This is a genomic window from Microcoleus sp. Pol11C2 (assembly GCF_036701505.1).
Lineage (GTDB): Bacteria > Cyanobacteriota > Cyanobacteriia > Cyanobacteriales > Microcoleaceae > Microcoleus.
The window spans coordinates 130160-157002 of sequence record NZ_JAUBQX010000003.1 but is presented as its reverse complement, the minus strand read 5'-3'; the positions used below and the strand labels follow the sequence as shown (position 1 = coordinate 157002).

Here is a 26843-nt window from a genome sequence, read left to right as displayed (position 1 = left end):
CTCTCTCCGTTAAATCCTTTACACTCATCCGTTTCCGAACTTGCTTCACCTATTCTCCATCAAAAAAGATGTAACTTCGACGTAAGCTTTAGCTGCTGTTTCGGGAGTTTTTTGAGAAATTATCTGTCGTGAACGCTCTCCCATCGACTCAATCAAATCAGGATCATCTAGAAAAATTTGCATTTGAGCCGCTAAGTCTTGAGCACTGCTAGGGTCGAAAATATAACCGTTCTCCCCTGAAATAATTAACTCACAGGAAGCTGCACCATTTGAACACAATACAGGTTTTCCCAACACCATCGCTTCGGGTACAACCATACCCCAGACATCCTCAAAAGTAGGAAACACAAAAATATCAGCTTGCTGAAAATAAGCACCTAAATTTCCATATTCCACCCATCCCGCCCACATGACTTGCTCTTCAAAATCGCACTCTTTAATAAATGCTTCCAGTTCTTCCCGCTGATCTCCCTTGCCAATAATTAACAGCGAATAATCAACATAACCTAGACTTTTAAGAATAGCGCAAGCTTCTAAAAGCGTTTTAATTCCCTTTCTCGCCGTTATGCGCCCTACATATAGAAAAATCGGGCGTTTTAACTGCAAGTTGGGTGGCTGAGTTTGATCTAATCGTTTCAGCAACGCTCCCGCATCAGGTACGAGATAGGTTCGGGTAAAAATTTTATCCTCCGGTACGTTTAGAACTTCCATCAGATATTTTTTACCTGCATTGCTATTGGCAACAAAAGCATCGGCAAACCGCACAAGAATGCGGCGCACAAATGTCCTAAAACTGGAATCTCGAAAGTCTGTATTTGGGGAACTACCATCGTAAATGATCGCAATTTTCCACCTCAGTAGCGGTTTTAAAAACGCAACAATTACAGTCCACAAAGAGAAAGCTTGGGGAAAGACCACGTGAGGTCTAAATTTTAGTAAATAGCCGATAATACTAGGCGATACTACAATGAATCCGCGATCGTATCCTGTTTCTATCTTTTCCGTCTCGACAAATGTAGTCTCCCCTACCAACTGAATTGCCGATGCTCCCGGCAGCGTAGGATCGAACCCAGACCAAACACGACCAGTATAAAATACAGTATTCTTAAAAATTTTTGTAAATTCCCTCAAAACAGGCTGCCAGTAAGCTCCCAGTTCCACTTCCGGGACAAGCCAAGCAATGCGGAGTTCATTTCTATCAACCATCCTATTCACCTTGAGTTTTGTTTTTAGTCAATCCCAGTTTACTCAACACTGAAAGCCAAACTAACCTGCGATAAGGTAGCAGCCAATAAATTGGCCACAACCAGCCACCATGCCGCTGAGTAAATACTTTCCACTCTTGAGCCGGTTGCAGAGTAGTATCTTTGAAGGATAAACCTTTGGGTTTACTCATTTTATCTAATCCTTCACTTAAATTATCAGCAGCCGTTTTGGTCACCTGGGGGTTGAGATAACAAGTTCCTAAATAGCCAGGAGCGATCCAAACTGTACATCCTTTCTGTCTGGCTCGTAAACCATAATCCCAATCGCCAATATAATGGACAAAAGCTGGATCGAGGTTGCCGACCTTTTGCACAACGCTGCGGGGAATTAATACGCAGTTGCCGTGCATAGTATCGCACACCTGAGGCTCTTTTGTTGGTTCGAGGATACCATATCGGAAGGGGTGCAAAGGGTTATTTCGCACAACACCTCCGTATGTTGTTTGACCCGTTTCCGGGTCGCAGGTAGAACCGCCAATGATGGCTTTGGTTTCTCCTTTTTCTAATAATTTTTGAGTTGTTTCTAGCAAGACACTTACGGTGTCTCGATAAATAAGAGTGTCATCATTTAACCATAAGTAGTAGTCGGGATCATCTTTCATTGCTTCGGTGAAAGCCCCACGCATTCCCCCGTTCCAAAATAAGTTCCCATCGCCGGAAAAAATATTGACTTGAGGATAGATTTGACGAACTGCCTCGCTGGTGCCATCGGTACTAGCGTCATCGACTAAATAGGCTAAAATATCAACATCTGCTGGAAGTGCCTGCTTAAAAAGAGCCTGTAAGCAAGCTAATGTTTTCTCTTTGCGGTTGAAGCAAGTTAAAAGGGCGGCGATTTTAGTACGGTTCATTATTCGCAATTTGGTGGCTTTTAGCGATAGCCAGGTAAAATTTACTACGTAAAATCTGATTTTTTCTTTGGAGTGGACACAAGATCGTTAAAAACAGACAAATAGCGATTTGCTTGTATGTCTAAAGTAAATTCTTGTTCCACTTTCTGGCGGGCGCGAATACAAAGTTTTTGATGCCGATTGGGATCTTCTAAAACCCAAGCAATTCCTCGCGCTAAGTCTTCTGTTTCATAAGGTTTAGCTAAATAGCCATTGGAGCAGTGTTCGATCAGATCGGGCAGTCCCCCAATATTAAATGCGGCGCTGGGGATGCCACAAGCAAGGGCTTCCATGACTGTATTGGGCAAGTTATCTATCACGGAAGGGGCGACAAAAATATCTGCTGCTGCATAAACCGTTGCTAGGGAAATATCATCTGCGAGTTTCCCCAAATAGTGAGTTTTAAAACCCAGTTCAATGGGATTTTCGGGTTGAGAAGAGCCAAAGACCAGCAACTCTATCCGATCTTTCCAGCCTGATTTACTGAGGCTTTGTAAAGCGGGTACGAGCAAGTTAAATCCTTTCCAGCGATCGCCTGTTCCACTTGCACCTCCAAAGAGTACAATTTGTTTATCTTGAGGTAAATTCAGGATTTCTCGCGCCCAGTGACGATTTATGGGTTTGTACTTTTGAGTATTGATGCCATTAGGAATTATTTCAACTCGAAAATCTTTGAATAAAGAACTAGAATGAGCGCATTTCGCTAACCAAACACTAGGGCTAACCAAAGTTAGGTTAAGCTTATCCCAAGCTTTAGCTTTCCGCTGCCACACCCACCGCGACAAATCCGAATCTTTATTACTGTGAAGTTGCGGACAACTACCACAAGATTGAGTGTAGCGATTGCAATCTTCACTATAGTGACAGCCACCTGTAAAAGGCCACATATCATGCAGCGTCCAAACTAAGGGCTGCTTAAACTTGGGAATACTTTCTACTTGTAAATAGCCCCCACAAACCCAGTGTAAATTAATAATATCAGGAGCGAGTAGATCCAGTCGATTCGATAGAGCGTCTGGCAGCAGTTCTGTAGAAAATATAACGGGGTTTCTCTTAGGGTAGAGCCGCAATGGTGCGTTAGATAAAGTTGAAATAATCTTGTCAAACTTATTCGCAATACTATTCTGTGACGAAATTACATTGCGATCGGCACTACTCTTATTTTTTACCAGCATTTGCGAAGACACACCAATCCCCTGGAAACCTTGGTGGAGTCGATAAGCGGCGCGGGCAGCCCCCCCTTCACTATCAGAACTATTGAGAAGTACAACTTTCATTTCCCCTGCCTCTCCTCTAAATTTCTAGGTGACTTTGCCTGATTTTTTCAAAAGTTTATTGACTTTTTTTTGCACCTTCCTTAGCAAGGGCGGATCGTAATCATATAAAGTGTTTTCCGTAAAATTATCTGCTTGCACATCCCGAATGGCAAAGGCTGGGTGTTTCATGGGAAATGTTATAGCTTCTACAGGCATATTATTATAAGGACTGTTGACATCATCCGTATTAGTTCCCCCTACACCATGTCCGATATTAGAAGCTAAATTGACATTTGCAAGAATATTCATACCATTTTGAATAAAACTAGCAAATGTCCACTGAAAAGCCCAACTCTGTAATTTTTTTTCATAACAAAGCTGAAAAGTATTTGTCCAAACTTTTACAGCATGGGAGTCTCCTAGTACATCCATCAAAAAATTACCATCCCGAATTTCCGGCCACAACTTCATATCTAAATCATAATGCTGCCAAGCTCGCCTCCAACTCGCCCAGCTCCAGCAGTGATTATAGCGAGAAAAGTAGTAACTATAATCAGTTCTTTTTCGCCCAAACTGAACATTTTGACCAGAGATTGACAGAATCCGCTGATCGTCTCGGTAACGCTCCAGCAATTCTTCAGCGAAGCGGAAAAAAGTAGGATGAGGGAGACAGTCATCCTCAAGAATAATTGCCTCTTCCACTTGATCAAACACCCAGTTCATACCGCTAGAAACCCGCAGGCGACAACCGAGATTTACGTCTGCGTAATTCTTCAAAACTTCGCAGTCCCAATCTACTTGGTCAATAATAGCTCTAGCAGCAGCACATTCTTGATCTTCTCCAGGCCTATCTGGACGTGGGCCGTCAGCAATTACTAGCAATTTGGGAGGTTTGGCATGACGAATTGCCTCAAATACTTTAGCCGTTGTATCTGGACGTTTGAAGATGATAAAAGCGACGGGTGTTTGGATTTGGTAATTGAACATTTATGCGACTATACTTTTTCTAGTAGTCTTCAACATCGGAATTAACAAGCTCAGCAGTCATCTGTGATTTAAAATTAAACCACTTCTGGAGCATCACAGCCGCTATGTATGCCAGTGTATCATTGCTAGTCTGATAGGGCAAAAATCTATAGCGAAAACTAGCCATTCTGGGGTCACGTTCTTGGTATAAAATATCTTGGGCAAAGTTCCCCCAACGCTCATCTATCAAATCAATTGTCATACCAGCATGAGCCGAAGGTAGCAACATATTAGAGCCGTGAAGACCAATTACTAAGCGGCTTTGTGAATAAACACGGCATATTTCCTTTTCAACTTTTTCATTAAAACTATCCACTCTGTAATCTTCAATCCATTCTGGAAACTTAGTTTTTGTCCCCAAACCAGCTACTGCAAATTTTGCTTCTGGTACTTGCAACCTAATTTTCTCAAATAACTGCTGAATTTTTAAATTTTGCAATGGCAATGCCCTTTCTCGTTGATTTAGCTTTTTCAGAATTCGGAACAGCAAACCGTTAACTAATAAACGATCTTCCCGCCAAATAAAAGTGATTCTTGTTTCTGGCTCCTCAAATTTGTGTTTGGGAACTCTAGTAAACCGCGTGATGTCAAACTGGCTAGGATGAGAATGGGCTTCGCTGACATAAATTTCATCAAAGCGTTTAGTTTCTTCCTCTACAAACTCGGCGAAGCTGGGATAGTAAGTTTGACCATTTTTTAAAGAAATAGGTACTGTCCAGACTTCTGCAACTTCATCAGGAACCATCCACCTTAGAAACTTAGGAACTATCACAACTAACCCGAAGTCCGAGTTGCATTCTAAGTGCCTTTGTGCATTTAGCAACTTCAGCAGGGAATGACCATAAAGATGATCGATACAGTTTAAGATAATTACCCGCTTGCTGGGTTTAAAAATCTCTTTTACAATCTCCAGTTTTTCTGAGTGAGGATTTTGGAGTGAATTGAGTAATGGTTTGCCTAGCCATTCTTTTATGTTAGCAAATTTTGCAAAAACTTCACCTTTGTTTGTATCAACTTGGACAGAGTTTCTGACTCCATGACCTACTCTTAACTCGTCGAGTATTTCGCTACCACATCCCGCACACTTACAGTCCAGAACAATATGTATCCCTTGCCACAAAATTTTTTTGGCATTGAGTTCAGTGTCGCAATAGGGGCAATTCGAGCGCTGTTCGATTTTAGGTTTAATTTGAATCACTTTACTAATCCTCTGATTCTACAAGCTGCCTTGTATAAGTTAAGCGAGCGCCAGATGAAAGTTGCGAATGGGCGCAATTCCTTAATCAAGAAATTGACTAATATAATTACGTAAAAATAAGTTATCAGAGTAGCTGTGGTTGCTCCCAAAGCTCCATACTTAGGAATCAGCAAAAAGTTCAACCCTACATTTAAAGTAGATCCGACTACAGTCAAATAAAGACCGTAGCGCAACTGACCTTCTATGTTTAAATATGTGCTCCGTGCTACTCCAAAGTTACTGCCAAATTGCGCCCAAACATAGATTCCAAGCACCGCTGCTGACTGTGCATATTTGTCACCGTAAAGTAGATGCACTATCCAGGGAGAAAGTAATGATATGGGTAGGGCAACTCCCAACCACAAAAATATCATTATATCAGAATAAATTTGAAATTTATTTAGATATTCTTCATAATTTGTCTTTCTCAAATTCGCTAATTTGGGAAAAATAGAGCTGGATATGATCATCGGCAAAAAATCGCAGATTTCCGAAATTTTAACAGCGGCAGCATAATAGCCCAGTTCGGCATTTTTATTCATCGCACCGAGCATTATCTGATCTGTTTTTGAGTACACATAAACTGCAAATCCCGACAAAATTATTGGCCAACTCTCCGATAGCAGTTCCTTACACTTTTCCCAACTGAAGTGCCAATCCTTAATTTTATTCCCCGTAAGCTTATAAAAATATACATAAGCGATTCCTACCAATGCGACCTCTGTCAATCTAACCCAGGCGAAGGCAAGCAGGGGGGCTTTAATTGTTACTAACGCAATTCTGACAGCAGCAACTAAAAAACATACCGAATTTTTAGCCAACACTGTATATTTTGACTGGATTTGGGACTGGAACCAAAAATTGATAGCCTCAAAAGCATTAAAGATAGTTCCTGCTGCGATGATACCTACCAGCCACCGAGTCAGAGTGTCGTTGGGCTTGACTAGCGCAATCACGGTGACAGTTAACAACAAAGTGATGCAGCCACCAGTAAATTGCAGTCCGAAGGCCGTTCCCAGGGTCTCATTTTTGCATTCTGGGTCGCGAGCGATATTCCTCACTACCAGAGTACCCAACCCCATCGTTGCCACCGAACTAAACAGCGACACAAAGGCGATCGCGTAGTTGAGCAATCCAAATTGTGTCGGACCAAGATAGCGAGCTACCCAAAGGCCGACAAACAGGCCTAGACCCATCTGCAAGATTTGATCAGTGAACAGCCAAGCTATGTTGCTGAGTACCTGGCGCAGATTAGGGCCGAGCCTTTGACTGACCGCAGTTAACTTATCTAGCATCAGAATATTTTAAATCTTTACAAAACACAAACGCGGTTCTAGCAGGGTCGGCAATCTCGCAAAACTAGACTGGTTGATCCTATAACAACATATCACAACTTGAGGGAACATCTCACTTTTGCAGCAGACCTAGAAATTGGAGTTTTTAGGCAGAAGGCAGAAGGAAAGAGGAAGAAGGAAGGAGCCAGAAGAAGTGTTTTGACAAATATGAGATGTTCCCCAACTTGACCCACGCTCCGCCCAATAAAGCTTACTTCAATGGACAGTGCGAGCTAAAGAACGCCTTTGAGGGTTACTGGTGCTAATGTTAGAACTATTGTTAGCATTATCTATCGCAAGTCGAACAGTCAACATTACGTAACTCAGCCAAGGATTTCCTATATCTATAATATAACCTTCTGTGATGTTGCTCATAATAATAGAGACTAGAAAACAAATAGGTATTCCCGCTCCTTCCAACGTGCTACGACTCAAATACCGAACTGCGTAAGCTAAATTGAGCAGCAAGGAAGTCATCATTAAAATTAATCCCGGCCAACCGAAGGCTAACAATATCCCAATCCCCCCATTGTGAGGGTTTTCAGGTTGAAATCCACTAGGAGTATAAATAAAATAAGCAGGAGTACCCGCTCCTAACTTATCTTGTTGAAAAAATCCATCGTATCCGTAGCCAAACCAGGGACGCTGATTGACGGCAGCCATTAACTGCGGCCAGAATTCTGTCCGCCCAGTTAGAGTCAAGTCCTTGCCTAACCCACCTACAATAATATCCTCTAGGTTGTCTACTACAAAAACAGTCATAATTATGCTGACGACCAGGAAACATATAATCGCAGTAAATGCCCACTGAAAAGTTAATTTTTTTAAAAAATTTAGTGAGGACACTGCAATTATTAATATGATAGTAATCACTAGAGCAGATCCCGATTTATTAGCCCTTACTAGGTAAAATGAAAAGAACATCATTCCCAAAGCAATCCAGCGGTCTTTCTGAGTTTTAGCTCCTTGAGAATAGTGCAAATACCAAAATGCCGTACAGAGAGCTAAGACTCCCCCCAAAGAATTTTTAGATTGGGTTAAGCCGACAAAATCGCCTGATCCAGGGGGTTTCATTACAAAACTTGCCAAACCGATTGCCGTGTATCCCCAGCGCCAAAAACGAGATAAATCCTCCCATTTATATTGGGCTGCAATGTAAAACCCGAAAGCAGTAAATCCTGAAAAAGCTAGCCCTGCTCTTAGAGTTTCTTCAGGAACTAGAGACCATAATGTAGATAGTAATGGAAGTAATGTATAAAGTAAAAAAAAAGGATTCATCCTCAATATCTTGGCAAAAATCTCTATAAAATTGCTACTAAAAACTTTAACCCTTGAAGTTAAAATTAATACTACCCAGGGGTAAAAAAAATAAGGTATGAGTTTTAAGATTCCACCATCGGGATCTTTCAAGTTAACAAAATGCAAGTAATTAAAAGGAGGTTGTGTCAGAAATGGAGAGATAAAAATGTAAACCCCAGCAAAGCTTTTTTCTAAAGCCAAACCTACTTTTTTATAACTAGCAAATTGAAATAATAGTAGAGTTACTATCACGACTATAGCAATTAGCATCCATGTCAAGGAAGAAGTACCTAAAATCAGCTCTTTCACCATATTTGGTATAGACACTGGTTGAGTCATAATTGCTTTCCTTTGTCATCAACAATATCAAATTATATAGATATAAAATATAGCCGTCAACCCGCAACCACGCTAACACAGAAATTAGCGATAAAGCCAAAATAGAGCATCCTTTTTTCGGCGATAGCTTAAAATAATGAGCTTTTTGCCCCGCACTCAAAAGGCTACACTTATATAAATCATAGTCAATAAAATTAGGTGGTGTATGGTTAACACCCATTTTCCAAAACAGATAGCCCGGTCGGTTGTGGGTGTTGTCTTGTTTGCTTCCACTGTTATCGCTGACGCCAGAAGCACCCCGGCACAACTTCCCATCCCCCTAGGCGCAGACCAAGCCCAGACGGTTCCGCCCGTTAGGAGAGCGCCCGAAAGCTATAAACTCGGCGGTGGCGATCGCATCCAAGTAGAAATACTCGAAGTACCCGAACTCAGCCGCGGCTACGAAGTCCTTTCCGACGGTTCAGTCAACCTGCCCCTGATCGGCTTGGTCTCTATCCGTGGCCGCACCTTAGTAGAAGCCACCAACATCATCCGCAACGCCTACCGCCGCGTCCTCAAAGACCCCATAGTCACAGTCAGCCTCGTCGCCGCCCGCCCTCTCAACGTCGGCGTCATCGGAGAAGTAACCAGGCCCGGAAACTTCACTATTACCCTAACTCCTGGGCCGGGAGCCTCGCCGAGTGTCCAGTACCCCACCGTCACCCAAGCGATCAGACTCGCAGAAGGCGTCACGGGTGTCGCCGACATCCGCAACATCCGCGTCCGCCGTCCCCAACGAGACGGCCCCGATCAAGTGCTCAACGTCAACCTGTGGAAATTCTTGCAAGAAGGAGACATCTCTCAAGACATCATTTTGCAAGACAGAGACACAATCGTGATTCCCACAGTCGCCAACTTCAACCAAGCAGAAGCTCGTCAATTTGCCACAGCAAACTTTTCGCCACCCCCAGAAAAACCTCGATCGATCTCCATTGTTGGTCAAGTCACCCGCCCAGGGGCTTACGTCGTCATCGGTGGCAACACCACAAACGACCTCAGCCGCGAAGGTTTCCCCACCGTCATCCGGGCCATTCAGCTAGCCGGCGGCATCACCTCCGATGCCGACATCCGGCAAATCCAAGTGCGGCGCGTCACCAGAAGAGGCGAACAAATTATCCCAGTCAACCTGTGGCAGTTCCTAGAGTCCGGCGACGGCGCCCAAGATACCATCCTCCAGGAGGGAGACACGATCATCGTTCCCAAAGCTACGATCGTCAACCCTGCAGAAGCTGGTGTGCTCGCCAACACTAACTTTGCCCCCGTCGGCATTAACGTTTATGTAGTAGGAGAACTCAGAACATCCCTCGATCCCTTAAGGCTCCCAGCTAATGCCACACTGAATCAAGCTTTAATTTCCAGAGGATTTTTTGGCTACGAGAATACCAGAGCTAGAAGGGATAAAGTTGAGCTAGTCCGCCTCAATAACGACGGTACAGCTACTAAACGGACGATCGAAGTCAATTTAACTCAAGGAATTAACGAAGAAACAAATCCTCAACTTCGCAACAACGACATGATTATCGTATCTCGCAGGGGGCTCGTCAATTTTGTCGATCGCATGAACGCTGTAATAGGACCTGTCGGGCCAGCTACGGGAGTGTTAAATTTTATAAACGTTCTCCGATTTTTATTCAGGTAAGAAGGCGGCGGGTGAGGTGGATAATTCCTGGCAAAGGCTAGAATAAACGAAACAATAAGATTACCCAGCCGCGACCTGGCCGCTTCAAAAATATCAACCTCAAAAACATCAACCTCAAAAATACCCTGGCTGAATATGGATAGCAGACAAGATTACCAACCCTTCACACCCAAATCGAATGCCAAACTGCCTGAGTTATCGGCTCAGAACTACAGAGATCACTTCGTAGAGGAGAGAGAAGAAGAAAAGCTAGACTTGTCCTGGCTGTTAGGCGTCGTGCGCCGTCGCTTCCTGGTCATGGCAGCAGCCACCATAGCTTTGAGCGCCCTGGCAGGAACAGCGATCGTCGCCACTTCTAAAAGCATAACGGTCGAGTATGAAGGCTCCTTTTCCCTGTTAGTAGAACCAGCCACGGCTGAAGGTTTGCAATCCAAACAATTAAACAACACCCAAGCTGCCGACTTAGCAAGAATTAATATAGAAGGAATTAGCTTACTAGACTACGAAACCCAAATTAGGATTTTGCGAAGTCCCAAAATGATGCAGCCAGTGATTGAGGAATTGCGGGCTTCGTATCCCAAAATGAACTATAGCGAACTGATCTCAAAAATGTCGATCCAGCGCATCAGCTACACGAAAGATGGCAAACAGCAAGGCACAAAAATTTTACAAGTTCGCTACAAAGATTCAAACCGAAAAAAAATTTACCGCGTATTGGACAAAATTTCTAAAGCTTATCTAGATTACAGCTTGCAGCAACGGCTGATGGGCATTAATCAAGGTATTAAATTTATAGATACGGAGATGCCCAAGCTCCGAGAAAGAGTGGAAGTTCTGCAACTGCAAGTCCAAAGACTGCGGCAGCAAAGCAACTTGTTTGAACCTCAGATAGAGGGAAAATCTCTGTCTGAACAAGTTCAAAGCATTCGGGGTAAGCAAGTAGAAATTAGAGTTCAGCTAAAAGGGATGCGAAACCTCTACCAAAGCTATGAAAAACTACTCAACGAAAATAACCCTCAAGGGCTGCTGATGACCCAAGGACAAGCTTACGGCGCACTCTTAGGTCAAATTCAGAGAATCGACTCGGAATTGTCATTAAAATTAGCTCAGTACAGAGAAGACAGTTTGCCAGTTTTAGCGTTGCGAAAAAGTCGGGAAGAACTGGTTTTAACCGCCACTCAACAAGCAAGAGAAGTGGTGATGGGAAATTTAGAAACCCAAATTAAAGAAGTTGAAGCGCGTGATCGCGAAATGACTGCTTTGCAAAATGCTCTCAACCAAAAAATCAGAAACTTTTCAGTTACAACCCGACAATACGACAATTTACAGCGGGAACTGCAAGTAGTTACTAAGAGTTTGTCGGACTTCTTGGCAAAACGAGAAGCCTTGCGGATTGATGCGGCTCAGCAGCAAATACCCTGGGTGCTGATAAATCCTCCGGAAATTCCGCTAGACAAATTTGGCAGGCCTATAACAGCTACCGTCAAACAAACCAAAAAACAGTTAGCGCTGGCAGTAATTTTAAGCAGTCTACTGGGCATAGCAGTCGGCTTGCTCGTAGAGGTACTAAATACTGTGTTCCACACTCCAGAATCACTGAGAATGGCCACAAGATTGCCAATACTCGGGGCGATTCCGTTTACCAAAAAAGTCAAGCGCAGACCGCCAGCCAGACAGAGAAAACTAACATCGGCTCGATCGAACTCGAAAGTGGAAGTAGTCGAACTGGGCGAACCTAGAGATACTGGTTCGATGAGCGGGGGACCAAGTATTTTGAGCGACTTGGACTATCAATTTTTAGAAGCATTTCGATCGCTCTACACGAACATTCACTTGCTCAGTGCAGGCACGGCGATTCGATCGCTCTTAGTCGGCTCAGCCGTAGCCGGAGACGGCAAATCTACAGTAGCTTTGCACCTGGCAGCCACAGCAGCAGCAGTCGGACAGAGAGTATTGTTAGTAGATGCAGATTTGCGCTGCCCGCAACTGCACGCTAAGTTAGGACTGCCAAACGTGCGTGGCCTGGGCGATGCCATCTCCACGGATCTCAGCCTCAACGACGCAATTCAACGAGCCCCGAACCAAGAAAATTTGTTCGTACTCACCGCCGGCCAAATTCCCCCCGATCCGATCAAGCTTCTTTCTTCCAAAAAAATGCAGTATCTGATGGAGCAATTTCAAGCATTTTTTGATTTAGTAATTTATGACACCCCGCCACTAGCAGGCTTGGCAGACACCCACTTGATCGCAGCTCACACAGACGCTACGATTATGGTCGTCCAAATTGGGCAAACAGACCGAGCGCAAGTTCGCAAAGTTTTAGAAGAATTAAAAATTTCTGGAGCTTCCGTCTTGGGAATCGTTGCTAATGGCTGCAAAAACACCGGTCACAGCTACCGCCAGCGCCCGGTCGTTTTAGACACGCTCTACGACCAAAAACTATCGGCTTTAGGTACGAAAAATCCTAAGTAGACAAATGTTGATGCAGGCGGCCGAGCGCCGCCGTCCTCAACCGGAAACGCACAACCAAGCTATACCCTCATTTTTGGATAATAGTACCATTTGAGAAAGAAAATGATAGACTAACGGACATAGCCTTGTGTGTCAACCGAGATTGCGCGGATCTTTAAATTTGGCGGTAATTACTCAGAAAATGATTGAGAAATCAGCAAAAGTGGGTAAACTACATCTAGCAAAGCGCAATCTCAATCAGGAAAAGCACCTTTGAAGGTGAACGTTAGTGTAAACGTTAATGTGAACGTTTCAACCCAGAAACTTGGTAGGGATTATTCTATGAGTACAGTTATGGTTGTTGATGATAGCGTCACTCTGCGGGAGATGATCGCCGACTTGCTCAAAGGTAGAGGACTCAACGTCACGGTAGCGAGTGATGGCGTAGAAGCTCTAGAGCAAATCAAGGCTAACCGCCCAGATTTAGTCGTTCTGGATATCGTGATGCCCCGGATGAACGGCTACGAAGTCTGTCGCCGGCTCAAAAGCGACCCTAAAACCCAAAATTTGCCGGTGGTAATGTGTTCTAGCAAAAGCGAAGAGTTCGATCGCTATTGGGGGATGAAACAAGGAGCCGACGCTTACATCGCCAAGCCATTTCACCCTCAGGAATTGGTCGGCACTATTAAGCAATTGCTGCGAGGTTGAGGTTGAGGAATAGGGACAGGAAAAAAATTGTCTTGAGCGCTTATTATTTCTGCTCCCGTAGCCTCTCTAAACTACTCGATTGACAATAGTCCAAACATCCCCGTCCGATCGCACGTAGGGAACAGTAATACTCTTAAAACCAGTAATAAAAGGCTTGTAATAAACCTGCCAGTAGCTGGGACTAATTTGGTCGGCGATAGCTTTGAGTCCCTTCACTTCCGCCGCCAGTTCCGCCGCCAGTTCATTAATCCGTTCCGCGTGTCCGTGAGCGAGCGCTCTTCCTTCTTCAACTTGCTGCTCCATCGGAGTGATTCTTTGCAACTTTACCGATTGCTGCTGTTTCTGAGCCAGTTGAGCAGACAGAGCCGCGATCGCGTCATCTATACCCTTGACTTCTGCCGACACTTGTGCTTTTTCCCTCGCGTGACGCCGATAAGCATCGGCGATCGCTTGGGGCGAATCACCGGCTGGGACAGCATCGGCAATAGTAAGCTGCTGGCGTTCCAGTCGCAATTCCTCTATTTGAGAGTAAATTGCCTCTATATCTGTCTGAATTTTGTCCACCTAATTACCGCGTGGTTGTTGGATATTTTAGCATATTAACACAAACCCCTCACCTAATCGGCATAGAAATTGCATATTTTAGGCTGGCTAGAAGCAAGGTCCCACAAGAAGAAGTTAAATAGTTTGAAAAATACAAATTTTTATATTTCTCAGTTGAGCGATTCCGTCGATATCCAGTCGGGTTAATCAGGTCGTATCCGGTAAAATTAGCATTATACATTTGTAGTCAGGAATGCAAGTAAGAGCGATTTTTACGAGGATTAAAGCCGTCACTAAAAACACAATTCCTAATTCCCAATTTCCAATTTCCAATTCCCTATTATTAATAGAATTTTTTAAGTTGTTAGCCCTTGCTGCTTCAACTGGACTATAGTCTCTACCAAGACATCCGGTTGAACAGGTTTAGACAGATGTCGGTCAAAACCCGCAGCAAAAGCACGATCGCGGTCTTCATCCCTAGCATAAGCCGTCAGAGCGATCGCCCAAAATTTCCCTGTCTGCGTGTTCAAAGAACGCAGCCTTCGTACCAGCGAATAGCCGTCTTCCTCCGGCATTCCAATATCGCTGACCAAAACATCCGGGCTAAACTGCGAAGCCACCTCAAACGCCTCAGCAGCAGACGATGCAACCCTGACAGTGGCCCCGGAATCTGCCAAGACAAACCTCATAAATTCCCGCGAATCAACCTCGTCATCAACCAGCAAAATCTTAACTCCCAGTAAATTACCAGCGCCAGCCCAAACCTCCGCTTCCTCGTCTGGGATCGAATTTACCTGCATCGCAGGGAGACGGAAAGTAAAAGTCGATCCCATATTCAGCCCCGGACTCTGGGCCCAAACCGTGCCGCCGTGGAGTTCCACCAACTGCCGCACGATCGCCAGACCCAGCCCCAAACCGCTATAATTGCGAGTAATCGTAGCATCCGCTTGCCGGAAAGAGTCAAACACGTAAGGCAAAAAATTCGGTGCAACCCCAATTCCCGTGTCGGTAACAGCCAGCTCAACCTCCGAATCAACTCTCGAAAGCCGGATTTCAACTCGCCCCCCGCGCGGCGTAAACTTAATCGCATTTGTCAGCAAATTCCAAATTACTTGCTGTAAGCGGCCAGGGTCTCCTGATACCCAAAATCTCCGATTTAACTGAGATTCAGGATTTCCAGAAACCTTCCCAAATTCGGAAAATTCAGCAGTCTCTAAGCCCAAATCTCCAATTGCAAACCGCAAATCGATCGACTTAGCATCGGCAGCCAACCGTACCGTATTCACCGCTGCTTCCACCATCGAAATCAAATTTACGGCACAAGGATTCAACGTCAACTTGCCGCGAATAATTCGCGAAATATCCAGCAAATCATCAATCAATTGAGTTTGCAATTTAGCATTTCGCTCGATCGTTTCTAAAGCCCGCCCAGTAGCAGCCGGACTCAAACTGCGTTGCTGCAGCAGTTGCGCCCAGCCCAAAATAGCGTTTAAGGGCGATCTCAGCTCATGAGAAAGAGTTGCCAAAAACTCATCTTTCATGCGATTTGCCTGCTGAGATTCCTCGTAAAGTCGGGCATTGTCGATCGCCCCCGACACTGCCTGAGCCAACTGCATTAAAATAGTTTCATCATCTTCGGCAAACTCCCCCTCATACTTGTCCGACAACTGAATCAATCCCAGATTTCTGCCGTCCCGAGTCGTCAGCGGTACAGCCAGCCAGCCCCGCATCGGCGGGTGCTTCGCCGCAGCCTTACCGAACCCCCGCCAGGCCGGGTGAGCCTCTAACTCGTTTTGAGTCATTCGCATCGCCTGTTGCTGCTGCCAAACTTTTTGGTAAATTCCTGTACCATCTGGCTCCTCGCAGTAATCTTGCCACGCTGCGTATTTTTCTGACATGGAAAACTTGCTAATTCCCGCATCCCAGTTGGCGTCAGGGTTGAGGTTGACCGCTACCTGGTGGACTTCCAGAATTTGGCGGGCGCTATCGGCAGCTAACTGAAGTATTTCTGCCACCGACAGCGTGGAGTTGATAGCAACTGACGCGGAGGTTAACTTTTGCAGGCGCCGCAAATACGACCGCTCGCGCGCCAACGCCCGCTCGCGGTCGTATTCTAACTGTTTGCGATCCGTAATGTCGATCGCCACCCCGGACAGCCGAAGGGGTGTGCCGGATGCGTCAAAAACCACTCGCCCTTTGTCGTGAAGCCAAATCACTGAGCCGTCGGGTCGCACTTTGCGGTATTCCGACTCGTAAACTCCCGTGCCGCTTAATGCCACATCCACATCTGCCAAAAACCTTTCCCGGTCTTCTGGATGCACCGCATTCTTTTTTTGTTCAAAAGTACCAAAGGTGCTGTCTGGCCCCAAACCCATCTGTGTTTCGGCATTAGAGGAACGGCGGACTTCCCCCGATACGACATCCCAGGTAAAAGCGATGGTGTTAGCTGCTTCTAGAGCAAAGCGCAAATTTTCTTCGCTTTCTTGCACCCTCGCTTCCGATAATTTGCGATCCGTAATATCCCAAACCACGCCGATCGATCGCACCGATTTACCTGTATCATCATCAAAAAACTTGCCCCTACCCGAGATCCAGTGCAAGCTGCCGTCGGGCCAAAAAACTCTAAATTCGTACTTGTATTCTATTTTGTTTTCTAAAGCAAAGGCAACAGCGTGGGCGATCGAGGTCTGGTCATCCGGGTGAATGCAGGCAAAAAACGCTTCGTAAGTTCCCGGAAAACTGCCTTTTTCCAACCCGAATAACAGTTCGTGTCCTTCCGACCAAACGACCTCTCCAGTTAATACATTCCAATCCCAAGTTCCCATTTTCGAGGCTTCGATCGCCAATCTCAGCCTTTCCTCCGAAATTGCCAACTGCGCCGACGTTTTCGCGTAGTTCTCGCGCAACTGCTGTTTTTTCAAGCTTTCGCCCACTGCCCCCGCCAGCCGCTTTAAGTACCGCCCTTTGAACACGTAATCGCTTAAGCCTGCTTTCATAGCTTCGACTGCCACTTGTTCGCTGCCGCTGTCAGTACACATAATTACCGGACAATTTGGGTAGCGGCTGTGAACTTTTTGGAGAATAGTTAATCCGTCGCTCCAGTGCAGTTGGTAATCGGTAATTACTATATCAAAACCCCCGACTGCCAGGATTTGTTCGAGAGTTTGGATATCAATAACCGATTTAATTTCTAAATCGGAAAAACTTTTCCTCAGTTCTCGATCGATCATCAGGCGATCGTTTGGGTTGTCGTCGATTAACAGAATAGACAGCATTCGGCTTTTAGTTTTTGTATTGGCGCATACATTATTAAATTTAACAATATGTTATTAAGCAATCTCGACAATTTAAATATGCACTTGGCTGGTTAATTAGACTTGCCAATAAGTTTATGATAGTTACTTGTATTTTATTATATTTTACAGCCTGTAATATACTCAACCAGCCTTTTAGGAGCATCGCCCACAAGCAAATTAATTAAGTGGTTGTAGAACAGATCGGAAAGCCTGCTCAGCCGGGAACGGTGCAAGATCTCCGTTAACTCTCACTATACTACTTGTTTATTCTGTGTGCTGGTGTGAAGAAGCGCGTTGATTGATTCTGTCAGCTACAGCAGAATATTGCTGTTAAAACCCTCTTTCGTAGAACCTCATCTTTTTTAAATCCCGATTCACTGCGCGTTGCCGAACTTGCTTCCTCAACTCTCGCACTTGCGTAATTTTACCCAGAAGCGGGTACCGATTCCCAAAGTCGATTTCAGCCCGATCGCACCCCCCATGCGATCGACTCCTTTGCGAGCGATCGCCAGCCCAATTCCCATCCCCGGATACATTTCTTGACCGTGCAGGCGATCGAACAACCCAAAAATTCTCTCTTGAAATTTTTCTGCAATACCAATGCCGTTGTCTTCTACCCAAAGATAGATATATTCCTCCTCAGCTTCTGCATAAACTCGTACCTGCGGCTCTATCCCAGGCTGCACGAACTTAATAGCATTGGAGAGCAAGTTAGCCAAGACTTGCAGCAGCGTACCAGGATGGGCCAACACCGTAGGTAGCGGTTCAACAACTGTTATCCGAGCTTGTTTTTGGGCAATTTCAGCCTCTAGTTGCGCGATCGAGCCAGCCACAATTAAATTAAGAGAGACTGCTTTTAGCGGCAAATTAGCTTTGCTGAGGCGGCTGTACTCTAACAAATTTTCGATTAAAGTATTCATCAGACTTGCAGCGTCATTAATCCGATACAAGTAATCCTGTGCGGTAGCCTCCAACTCGCTGGCTTTCTCTTTAAGCAACATTTCAGAAAAAAACGAAATTCCCCGCAGCGGAGCGCGCAAGTCGTGAGAAACTGAATAGGTAAACGATTCGAGCTGTGCATTAACTTCTTCTAACTCAGCAGTACGCTCTCTCACCCGCTCTTCCAAAGTTTCATTAAATTCCCGCAAAGCAAGTTCAGCCTGCTTGAGATCGGTAATATCTTCAACCAATCCCTCGATCGTACTTTCACCTTCTGTGCTGTAGAGATATTGAGTAAACCGAATCCATTTTACTCGACCGTCTGCCAAAGGAAATGTAATTTCGAGATTTTGAGACCGAGACTCCGCTGAATCTAGCGGCTGCAAAAACAATTGCCGCCCATAAATGTCTTGGACATCTGCTAAATTGCTGGCATCAAACAAGTGCAAAAAAGCTTGATTGCTTTCCAAAAGCTGTCCCTCGGAAGTCGAGCGAAAAACTCCGACATTTAAGTGTTCTAACAGAGAATTAAGCCGATTTTCCAGGCGGGCTACTCGTTCCCAGGCGGCAACTCTATCGAGTACGCCGCGAACCGCAACGCGAAGGCGGACGTAATGCTTCGGCGACTTGATAATGTAGTCGTCCAATCCGGCTTTCATCGCCTCTACAGCAATTTCTTCGTTGCCAGTATTCGTAAACATTACAATCGGGCATTCTGGATAACGGGCTTTGATAGTTTTAAGCACATCTATACCGTTCGTCCAGCGTAGTTGGTAATCGGTAATTACCAGATGGAATCCGCCTCTATTCAGTGCTTCCACCAATAATGTATCGTCGGAAATTTCCGTTATTTGCACTTGCGAGAATTGCCGCTCTAACTCGCGTTTGACGAGCAGCCGATCCGTTGGGTTGTCGTCAATTACCAGAATGTGTAACACTTTAACAATTTATAATGGTGCCGTTAGCTAGAGTGCCGAGCGCTCACTCTTAATAAAAATATTGGAGGTTGCACTTTTAAAAGAAAAAATGACGGGCTTCCTCACTAAAAACTTAATTCACTCGTTACCAGAAACAGCCTGGTAACGAGGAAACAAGCAATAAAAATCGGTAAACAGCCACTACAAACCACGAAATTCTATCGGTTCCGGCAGTTCGGTATAGTTGAGCCAATACTCCCTAAAACTCTGCATCATTTCTAATAAAGAAGCAAACCCGACTGGTTTAACTAAATAAGAATTTACCCCTAAATCGTAAGCTCGCTTGACATCAGGTGTTTGCCTAGAAGAAGTAAGCATAACCACCGGCAAGCGTTTTAGTTCCGGCTGCTGTCTCAGCCACAGCAGAACTTCGTGGCCGGAGCGCCTGGGCAATTTCAAATCTAGTAAAATTATCGCAGGTAAAGGATAGCGATCGCGATCGCTGTACTCTCCGTCACCATTTAAATAAAAAACCGCTGCATCTCCATCTCGGACAATTTGCAGCGAAGTATTAGCAAAAGTCTCATTCCGAAAAGCCCGCTGCATCAACAAAACATCAACGGGGTTATCTTCCACCAGCAAAATCGTCTGCGTTTGGGTCATGCTTCCTCAGTTGTATCCAAAATCGACTTCCTTGTCCTACTTGAGATTCCACTCCAACTTGACCGCCCATGCGATCGACTCCTTTTTTTACAATAGCTAATCCTATACCAGTTCCGGGGTAAGATTCGATACCGTGCAGCCGTTCAAAAACCCGAAAAATGCGTTTTTGATGTTCTGGAGCAATACCGATGCCATTGTCTTCTACCCACAGACGGATTATGCGGACTGGCAATAGGCAACTGGCAATCAGTAACTGGGAATGTTCCCACTCTCCCACACTTCCCCTTTCCAATTTTCCCGCTGTATCGCTGTCTGTCTCTCCCTCTTGAGGCAGCTCAAGTTCCTCGGCCCATATCTGCACTTGGGGTGGTGCGCCTTCCACAAATTTTATAGCATTGGTGAGCAGATTGGCGATTACTTGAACTAAAGTAACGCGGTGGGCAATTAGCGCAGGCAAGGGCGATTGAACACTGATTTGAGCGTGCCTGGATTTAGCGTCAGCTTTTACCATAGCAATTGCCTCGGCCACAGCAGATTCTAAGTCTAAAACTTGCAGCGATAAATCACTGCGGCTCAGGCGGCTGTAAGCTAGCAAATCTTGGATTAATTCTTCTAGTTGTTGCCCAGAATTAACAATTTGCTGGGCGTATTCTTGACCAAGTTCGTCGAGGATGTCACGGTAATCTTCTAATAAAGCTTCAGCCAATCCCTGCATTCCCCGCAGGGGAGCACGCAAATCGTGGGCTACGGTATAGGCGAAAGCTTCTAATTCTTCGTTAGCTGCTTGAAGTTGATTGGTGCGCAGCTCCACTCGCCGTTCTAATGTAGCGTTGAGCATCCGAATTTCTGCTTCTGCTTGTTTACGCGCAGTTATATCAAGGGCGGTACTAATTACTAGACTTCTGCCGTCGTAAAGCTGGCCTAAAGGTGCGGAATAAAACTCCCAAATTCGAGTTTCGCCGCTGGCTGTGGCAATCATATATTCGCCTTCAGAGATGCGGGCGTTTAATTGGTGCAGCCGATCAATATCTGCTTGCACTAGGGATTTACGGCTGTGGTAAGCTTTTTCTGTCCAATCTTCAATTGTGGGAATTTCTGAGTATTCGTACCCTGAGAGTTCTGTCCAAGCGCAGTTAATTTGCAAAACTTCTCCGTTTTCAGCGTGCAGCATAATTGGCAGCGGTGCCTCGATAATGGCGCGGCGGAAACGTTCTTCGCTTAATTGTAGGGAGTGGCGATCGTGTTCTAGCTGTTCTAAAAGTTGATTTTGCTTAATTTCGGCCTGATCGCGCAAAGTTCGATCGCGCTTCACCAAATAGTAAACCAACACCATCAACAAAAAATTTACTAAACTCGCAACGGTAAAGCTCAGGATTGTCAAATTAGCGCTTTTTTTAGATTCTCGGGCGCGCTGCTGCAATAGCTGAGTTTCTTCGGCAGTCATGGCGGCTATCTGCTGCCGAATGTCCCCCATGATTTCCTTTCCCCTATCGGTTTTTATTTGCCGCACGGCTGCTGCTAAGTTTTGTTTGCGTCGCAGATTGAGGGTTTTTTCAAGGTCGGCTAATTTAGAGTCGATCGCAATTTTCAAATCGCGAACGCGCTGTTGCTGCGGCTTATTGTCGGCGGTTAGCTGTTGCAATCTGACTACTTGCTGGTTGATGCGGGCGATCCCGCTGTGATACGGTTCTAAATACCGTTCTTCTCCCGTCAGCAAATAACCGCGCTGTCCGGTTTCAGCATCTTTTAAGGTAGAAAGCGTAGCTTCGAGTTCGGTTAAAACTTGGTGAGTGTGGCTTACCCAGCGTTCGTTTTCGAGTAACTTGAGAGTGTTGCGGTAGGAAGTTGCCGCATTGAAAATTAGCAGCGCTACGACCATTCCGATACCTGCGGTGATTTGGGGAGTCAGCGATTGTTTCATGAAATACTCGGCGTGCGAGTCCTGCTTTTTTTTATTGTAGCTGGATTAAGAATACCCAAATTTTTCGCGCGGTCAGAAACGGCGACTAAAGCCTATAAATTTAAGGCTCAAATGTGCGATCGATCTTGTGTCTAGTTTAGCCTCACTCCTCATCGCATCCCTCTTAAGTCGGAGATTCAATAAATCGCTCTCTTGCGTTTCGTGGTTCAGGAAAACACCAGACAATCTAAGATAGCCTGCAAAGCTTAATTCGCCTTTTTTGTATCGAGTTTTGTATCGTTCGTGTTCCTTGGGCAGTTTCAACTGGTGGCGCAAAGAAAAAAGGTTTTACGTATTGACTCTAGTTGATTTTTGGGGTATATTTTAGATAATGGGAATAGTCAAATAAATTTAATTTTAGCTAATATTTCCATTATTAAATAATACATTATCCAACTAGCCAAGTCAAGCTTTTTACCACCAAAAAAAAGGCGAATTTTTAATATCTTATTTAAAAAATAATCTTTTGGAAGCAGGGAGAAATTCACAGAGGCGATGACGCGGGTGAAGAGTATCAGAACTCAGAAATGCGAGCGATCGGGTAATTGCAGAGAATTAATGCGTTGAAGTTAGTTTAATTAACATCAGAATTATATCTTTTTGCGAGCGAGACGCTCGATCGCACTCGCAAAGAGACACTCGCCCTGCACTGAGAAAAATATGCTTCCGAGTGCAGGGCCGAAACAATATAATTACACAATCGCAGCCGCTGCTTTCATCGCGAAAATGCGATCGATCGCATCTTCAACAACCTTATCAGGCGTAGAAGCACCCGAAGTCACGCCGACTACAATTTTACCATCCGGTAGCCAACCTTCAGTTACGACCAAATCGGCCCCCAAAGGCTTGTGTTCGATCCGATTTCCCGGTAAAATGCGCTCCGCACAATCAATGTGATAAGAAGGAACAGTTTTGTCGATCGCAATTTCCTGCAAATGCGTAGTATTAGAAGAATTAAAACCCCCAATCACCAGCATCAAATCCAACTTTTCCTCAACCAAACTCAACATAGCATCTTGCCGTTCCTGAGTCGCATCGCAGATAGTATTAAAACTCTGAAAATGCTCGCTCAAATTCTCCGGCCCGAACTTCCGCATCATCGTTTTTTCAAACAACTTGCCAATATTCTCGGTCTCAGTTTTGAGCATAGTAGTTTGGTTAGCAATTCCAACCATTTCTAAATCCCGATCCGGGTCAAAACCAACAGAATAAGCCTTACTAAACTTAGCAAGAAACTCATCGCGATCGCCCCCATGCAAGATATAATTGCTGACATATTCAGCTTCTTGCCAATTCAGCACAATCAAATACTTATCAGCAAAAGAACTCGTAGCAACAGTTTCCTCATGCTTGTACTGACCGTGAATAATCGAAGTATAATCCTTTTTTTTGTGCTTTTCAACAGTATTCCAAACCTTAGAAACCCAAGGACAAGTAGTATCAACAATCTTGCAGCCCTTATCATTAAGCAACTGCATTTCTTGGACGCTTGCTCCAAAAGCAGGTAAAATTACCACATCGCCACTATCGACAACAGAAAAATTTTTCTGCCCATTCTCAACAGCAATAAAACCAACTTCCATATCCCGCAAATGCTCATTGACAGACGGATTATGAATAATCTCATTAGTAATCCAAATCCGTTCCGAGGGGAAATGCTGGCGAGTCTCGTAAGCAATAGCTACAGCGCGTTCCACCCCCCAGCAAAAGCCAAAAGCCTGAGCCAGCCGGATCGTAACTGCGCCGCGTTCGAGTCTGTAATTATTGTCGCGAATTTGCTGGATCAGACTGCTTTGATAAGCCGTCTGCATTACCCCAGCTACCTCAGCTTCGTGTCCAAAACCCTTGCGGTGGTAGTTTTCAGACTGTTGGAGCGATCGTTTAAAAGCTTTAGTATCCATGCGGTATCGAGTTGAAATCTAGGTTAATTACCTTTGATTTTAGAACCATTGGAGAATTCTCATCTCAAATTTGAAAACCCCGTCTGCAACAATTGCAAAACGGGGCAACCCAACTACTATTATTGACTCTGACTGCCAATCACAGATTCAAACCTTCTTCTGCACAAAATCCCGCAAAGAAATCCGGTTTATTAGAAAAATCGGGGTTGGAAGTCGATAAATCTCCAAAGAAACTGGGTTTTACAGGCTGGAGTGCGTCAGTCTTAGGCTATTTTCAAATCTTCTTAGGCGCAAAAGGAGAACTCGATTCAAACGAACTGAAACCGCCGGCAAAATCCTCACCGTAAGCTTCTTCCCCATGCTCGCCGATATCCAAACCTTGGTCTTCAGCAGATGACGGCACTCGCAGTTCCATAAACTGCCCCAAAATTTTCAGGATCACAAAAGTGCCCACAGCCGCAAACACGTAAGTAACTACAACGCCTATAAACTGGGTCACGATTAGCCCCGGATTCCCCGCAAACAGCCCGTCATTGCCGGCAGCATTAACCGCTTTAGTCGCAAACACGCCAGTCAGAATCGCGCCTATAGTTCCGCCGACGCCGTGAATCGGGAAGGTATCCAAAGAGTCGTCAAATCCCAGCTTAGCCCGGAAACTAACGGCAAAGAAGCAGCAAACCGAAGTGATCGATCCGATCAAAAGCGCTCCCACTGGAAGCACGAATCCAGCCGCAGGTGTGATTCCCACCAATCCGGCGAGGAAACCGCTAGCAATTCCCACTGCTGTCGGTTTGCCTCTGAGAACCCATTCCACAATAGTCCAAGTTAAACCCCCGGCTGCTGCAGAAATCATCGTGGTGACAAAAGCCACTGTTGCTAAAGAACCAGCTCCCAAAGCGCTACCGCCGTTGAAGCCAAACCACCCGAACCACAGTATCCCAATTCCCAACAAGACGTAGGGTACGTTGTGGGGGGTGTGGGGCTTGTTCAAGTGGTCTTTGCGGGGCCCGATCATCCAAGCTGCGACAACCGCAGAAACACCGGAACTAATGTGCACGACTGTGCCGCCGGCAAAGTCCAGAGATCCGATCGCCTGCAGCCAGCCTCTACCCCAAACCCAGTGGGCTAAAGGAGAGTAGATGAAGGTAGACCACAGCAGCACGAACCAGAAATAGGTTTTAAATGTTACCCGTTCGACTATCGCCCCGGAAATCAAGGCTGGAGTGATGATGGCAAACATCATCTGGTAAACCATGAAGACTTGGTGGGGTATTGTCGGTGCATAGCCGATCGGATCTGGTGTGTCCGCCGTGACCTTGTTCAAGAACATCCAGTCGAAGCCACCGATAAAGCTTTCGATCCCTTGACCAAAGCCTTCGGACGCTGGAGTAGAAACGTCAAAGGCTAAACTGTAGCCCCACAACGTCCAAGTGACGCCGATCACTCCCATCATGACTAAGCTCATCATCATGGTGTTGAGGACGTTGCGCGATCGCACCAGTCCCCCGTAGAAAAACGCCAGCCCTGGTGTCATTAACAGCACAAGTGCTGAGGATACCAACATCCAGGCCGTATCGCCGCTGTCGATCGGATTCGGCGCCACCGCAGCAGCGGCACCAGCATCTTGAGCTAAGGCATTGCCCGTCAGCGGCACGCTTAACAGCCATAGCGCCATGATGCCGATCGTTAAACTTTTTTTGATCACGTTAGTTGTACCTTTTCATACTCAGCAATTTTCAGGGAAGACCGAGCCGATTTTAGATGTGAGGATTTTAGATGCAATAGTTATTTGGTTTTAAGTCCCTGTTTTAGCGGAACAAATCTTCAATAGATAATTCCCCAATCCTCAACCCCCCGGCTTCGTATAGCCGGACTCATCTAAATTCGTCAACTATCAATCTAATGGTCTATGCCTTTTGGATTGCACCATTTGTACAAACTGTTGTTCTGTATCACCCTATACTAAATAGCTAACTATCATATTTCTTAATCTATCAGTGGATACTTGACATCGCCAGTGATAGCAGAGTAACCCGAGAGGAAGAGTTGAGGAGAGGGTAAGAGTTTTGAGTTGGGGAGAGTGGAAGGAGGAGAGGGGGAGAGTTGGGGAGAATGTTACTTTATCCTTTATCTTTCTAACTAATGACTAATAACTCATGACTCATTTTTCAACTGCATCTGATCGAAGAGTTGCAGGGCCGATCGCCAAACCAGATAACCTTGATCGTTAAGGTGCAACCCATCTGTGCTGAGTTCAGTTGGCAAATTGCCGTCAGCATCCGCAAACAGCGGGTACAAATCCAGATACAAAACATTTTCCGAACTAGCAATTTCTTTCAGCCGTCGATTTATTGCCCTAATCCGACTGTTAGGAATCGCCAACAGCCGATCGCGATTTTCCCAAGTAGCTTGTTCCCCGCTGTGGGGCAAAATTGACTGCACAACAACTTGTGCTTTGGGGTGAGCCCACCGCAAATCGCGAATAATCTGCCGCTGGTTGTCCAAAATCCCTTCGTCGCTGGTCCCGCGCAACAAATCGTTAATCCCAATCATCACAAACACCGTATCCGGCGCAGTTCGATCGAACAACTGCAACCGCTTCAGCAAACCCACCGAAGTCTCCCCCGAAATCCCTTGATTCAGCCAAATTCGATCTACTGGTAACAGCTTGGTCGGAAACCACATACTTAGAGAATCCCCAGCCAAAACACTCAGTCTTGAGGGTCGATTCGCCGCCGCCGCCTCAGCTTCGCGACCCAACTGCGTCACCCACTGCTGGTAAGTCCATTTATGTCGCGGCCCGGGAACGGGCACGTCTAGCACTGCCTTTGCAGAGATAGCCGGTTGGCCAATTTGTTCCTCAGCCGCTTCTGCCGTCACCGCATCATTCGCCTGGAAGCTTTCTGTCAAGTTGTTTCCCCGCAGAAGTAGTTGAGCGACTGTAACTATCAGTACCCCGTTCGTCACCAGAGATAGCAAAGCCCAAACCGGAACAGTTTTCGATCGGCTAACTTCCATCCCTAAGAGGGATTTATGAGTTCTACTTCTGCTACCTCCTCCAAACTTCTCCATAAACTCAAGCTATTTGCAGGCCTCACACCGAATAATTTGCACTGATTGCTGCATCAAATTTTACCACTC

18 protein-coding genes are annotated in these 26843 nt (G+C 45.4%); 3 read left to right on the top strand and 15 right to left on the bottom strand.

What is annotated here, in order from left to right; translation table 11 throughout:
* Positions 1-45: 45 nt before the first annotated feature.
* The 7 genes from QUA42_RS03265 to QUA42_RS03235 form a co-directional block, all read right to left on the bottom strand.
* Positions 46-1206: a glycosyltransferase family 4 protein gene (locus QUA42_RS03265; protein WP_333135088.1), complete on the bottom strand. Its 1161-nt coding sequence runs from the start codon at positions 1204-1206 to the stop codon at positions 46-48.
* Position 1207: 1 nt separating this feature from the next.
* Positions 1208-2116: a glycosyltransferase family 2 protein gene (locus QUA42_RS03260; protein ID WP_333135086.1), complete on the bottom strand. Its 909-nt coding sequence runs from the start codon at positions 2114-2116 to the stop codon at positions 1208-1210.
* Positions 2117-2160: 44 nt separating this feature from the next.
* The gene (locus tag QUA42_RS03255; protein ID WP_333135083.1) at positions 2161-3432 is read right to left on the bottom strand and encodes a glycosyltransferase family 4 protein; all 1272 of its coding nucleotides are present in this window, start codon (positions 3430-3432) and stop codon (positions 2161-2163) included.
* Between the two features lie 24 nt (positions 3433-3456).
* Positions 3457-4398 carry a glycosyltransferase family 2 protein gene (locus QUA42_RS03250; protein WP_333135081.1) on the bottom strand — a complete coding sequence of 314 codons (942 nt, stop codon included), beginning with the start codon at positions 4396-4398 and terminating at the stop codon, positions 3457-3459.
* A 19-nt stretch (positions 4399-4417) separates the two neighbouring features.
* Complete coding sequence (locus tag QUA42_RS03245; protein ID WP_333135079.1) at positions 4418-5635, bottom strand: hypothetical protein; 1218 nt, start codon at positions 5633-5635, stop codon at positions 4418-4420.
* Complete coding sequence (locus QUA42_RS03240) at positions 5632-6969, bottom strand: flippase (RefSeq protein ID WP_333135077.1); 1338 nt, start codon at positions 6967-6969, stop codon at positions 5632-5634. The genes QUA42_RS03245 and QUA42_RS03240 overlap by 4 nt, the downstream gene beginning before the upstream one ends.
* Before the next feature lie 255 nt (positions 6970-7224).
* Positions 7225-8646 carry an O-antigen ligase family protein gene (locus QUA42_RS03235; protein ID WP_333135075.1) on the bottom strand — a complete coding sequence of 474 codons (1422 nt, stop codon included), beginning with the start codon at positions 8644-8646 and terminating at the stop codon, positions 7225-7227.
* Between the two features lie 205 nt (positions 8647-8851).
* Between QUA42_RS03235 and QUA42_RS03230 the strand changes: the two genes are divergently transcribed.
* The 3 genes from QUA42_RS03230 (at position 8852) to QUA42_RS03220 (ending at position 13483) form a co-directional block, all read left to right on the top strand.
* Entirely contained in the window at positions 8852-10324 is a 1473-nt protein-coding gene (locus tag QUA42_RS03230) for a polysaccharide biosynthesis/export family protein (RefSeq protein ID WP_333135073.1), read from the top strand.
* A 135-nt stretch (positions 10325-10459) separates the two neighbouring features.
* A complete protein-coding gene (locus tag QUA42_RS03225; protein WP_333135071.1) occupies positions 10460-12796 on the top strand; it encodes a polysaccharide biosynthesis tyrosine autokinase in 2337 nt (778 codons plus the stop codon).
* Between the two features lie 321 nt (positions 12797-13117).
* Complete coding sequence (locus QUA42_RS03220; protein ID WP_039886668.1) at positions 13118-13483, top strand: response regulator transcription factor; 366 nt, start codon at positions 13118-13120, stop codon at positions 13481-13483.
* 66 nt (positions 13484-13549) lie between these two features.
* Here QUA42_RS03220 and QUA42_RS03215 read toward each other — a convergent pair whose 3' ends face one another.
* The 8 genes from QUA42_RS03215 to QUA42_RS03180 form a co-directional block, all read right to left on the bottom strand.
* Positions 13550-14047 (bottom strand): hypothetical protein, encoded by a 498-nt coding sequence (locus QUA42_RS03215; RefSeq protein WP_333135069.1) that lies wholly within the window; start codon positions 14045-14047, stop codon positions 13550-13552.
* Between the two features lie 335 nt (positions 14048-14382).
* Positions 14383-17301 (bottom strand): PAS domain-containing protein, encoded by a 2919-nt coding sequence (locus tag QUA42_RS03210; RefSeq protein ID WP_333135067.1) that lies wholly within the window; start codon positions 17299-17301, stop codon positions 14383-14385.
* Between the two features lie 422 nt (positions 17302-17723).
* Positions 17724-19199 carry an ATP-binding protein gene (locus QUA42_RS03205; RefSeq protein ID WP_333135065.1) on the bottom strand — a complete coding sequence of 492 codons (1476 nt, stop codon included), beginning with the start codon at positions 19197-19199 and terminating at the stop codon, positions 17724-17726.
* Between the two features lie 180 nt (positions 19200-19379).
* Positions 19380-19841, bottom strand: a complete 462-nt coding sequence (locus QUA42_RS03200) for a response regulator (RefSeq protein ID WP_333135063.1) — start codon at positions 19839-19841, stop codon at positions 19380-19382.
* A complete protein-coding gene (locus tag QUA42_RS03195; RefSeq protein ID WP_333135062.1) occupies positions 19804-21762 on the bottom strand; it encodes a CHASE3 domain-containing protein in 1959 nt (652 codons plus the stop codon). The genes QUA42_RS03200 and QUA42_RS03195 overlap by 38 nt, the downstream gene beginning before the upstream one ends.
* Before the next feature lie 731 nt (positions 21763-22493).
* Entirely contained in the window at positions 22494-23702 is a 1209-nt protein-coding gene (locus tag QUA42_RS03190; protein WP_333135061.1) for a 4-hydroxy-3-methylbut-2-enyl diphosphate reductase, read from the bottom strand.
* A gap of 274 nt (positions 23703-23976) precedes the next feature.
* Positions 23977-25377, bottom strand: a complete 1401-nt coding sequence (locus QUA42_RS03185) for an ammonium transporter (RefSeq protein ID WP_445301285.1) — start codon at positions 25375-25377, stop codon at positions 23977-23979.
* A gap of 479 nt (positions 25378-25856) precedes the next feature.
* The gene (locus QUA42_RS03180) at positions 25857-26774 is read right to left on the bottom strand and encodes an SGNH/GDSL hydrolase family protein (RefSeq protein WP_333135057.1); all 918 of its coding nucleotides are present in this window, start codon (positions 26772-26774) and stop codon (positions 25857-25859) included.
* Positions 26775-26843: the final 69 nt, after the last annotated feature.

Coding starts and splice junctions, on each gene's coding strand:
- QUA42_RS03190 (WP_333135061.1), bottom strand. CDS start 23,702: ATGGATACTAAAGCTTTTAAACGATCGCTCCAACAGTCTGAAAACTAC.
- QUA42_RS03180 (WP_333135057.1), bottom strand. CDS start 26,774: ATGGAGAAGTTTGGAGGAGGTAGCAGAAGTAGAACTCATAAATCCCTC.
- QUA42_RS03235 (WP_333135075.1), bottom strand. CDS start 8,646: ATGACTCAACCAGTGTCTATACCAAATATGGTGAAAGAGCTGATTTTA.
- QUA42_RS03220 (WP_039886668.1), top strand. CDS start 13,118: ATGAGTACAGTTATGGTTGTTGATGATAGCGTCACTCTGCGGGAGATG.
- QUA42_RS03260 (WP_333135086.1), bottom strand. CDS start 2,116: ATGAACCGTACTAAAATCGCCGCCCTTTTAACTTGCTTCAACCGCAAA.
- QUA42_RS03185 (WP_445301285.1), bottom strand. CDS start 25,377: ATGGCGCTATGGCTGTTAAGCGTGCCGCTGACGGGCAATGCCTTAGCT.
- QUA42_RS03230 (WP_333135073.1), top strand. CDS start 8,852: ATGGTTAACACCCATTTTCCAAAACAGATAGCCCGGTCGGTTGTGGGT.
- QUA42_RS03250 (WP_333135081.1), bottom strand. CDS start 4,398: ATGTTCAATTACCAAATCCAAACACCCGTCGCTTTTATCATCTTCAAA.
- QUA42_RS03225 (WP_333135071.1), top strand. CDS start 10,460: ATGGATAGCAGACAAGATTACCAACCCTTCACACCCAAATCGAATGCC.
- QUA42_RS03265 (WP_333135088.1), bottom strand. CDS start 1,206: ATGGTTGATAGAAATGAACTCCGCATTGCTTGGCTTGTCCCGGAAGTG.
- QUA42_RS03240 (WP_333135077.1), bottom strand. CDS start 6,969: ATGCTAGATAAGTTAACTGCGGTCAGTCAAAGGCTCGGCCCTAATCTG.
- QUA42_RS03195 (WP_333135062.1), bottom strand. CDS start 21,762: ATGAAACAATCGCTGACTCCCCAAATCACCGCAGGTATCGGAATGGTC.
- QUA42_RS03255 (WP_333135083.1), bottom strand. CDS start 3,432: ATGAAAGTTGTACTTCTCAATAGTTCTGATAGTGAAGGGGGGGCTGCC.
- QUA42_RS03210 (WP_333135067.1), bottom strand. CDS start 17,301: ATGCTGTCTATTCTGTTAATCGACGACAACCCAAACGATCGCCTGATG.
- QUA42_RS03200 (WP_333135063.1), bottom strand. CDS start 19,841: ATGACCCAAACGCAGACGATTTTGCTGGTGGAAGATAACCCCGTTGAT.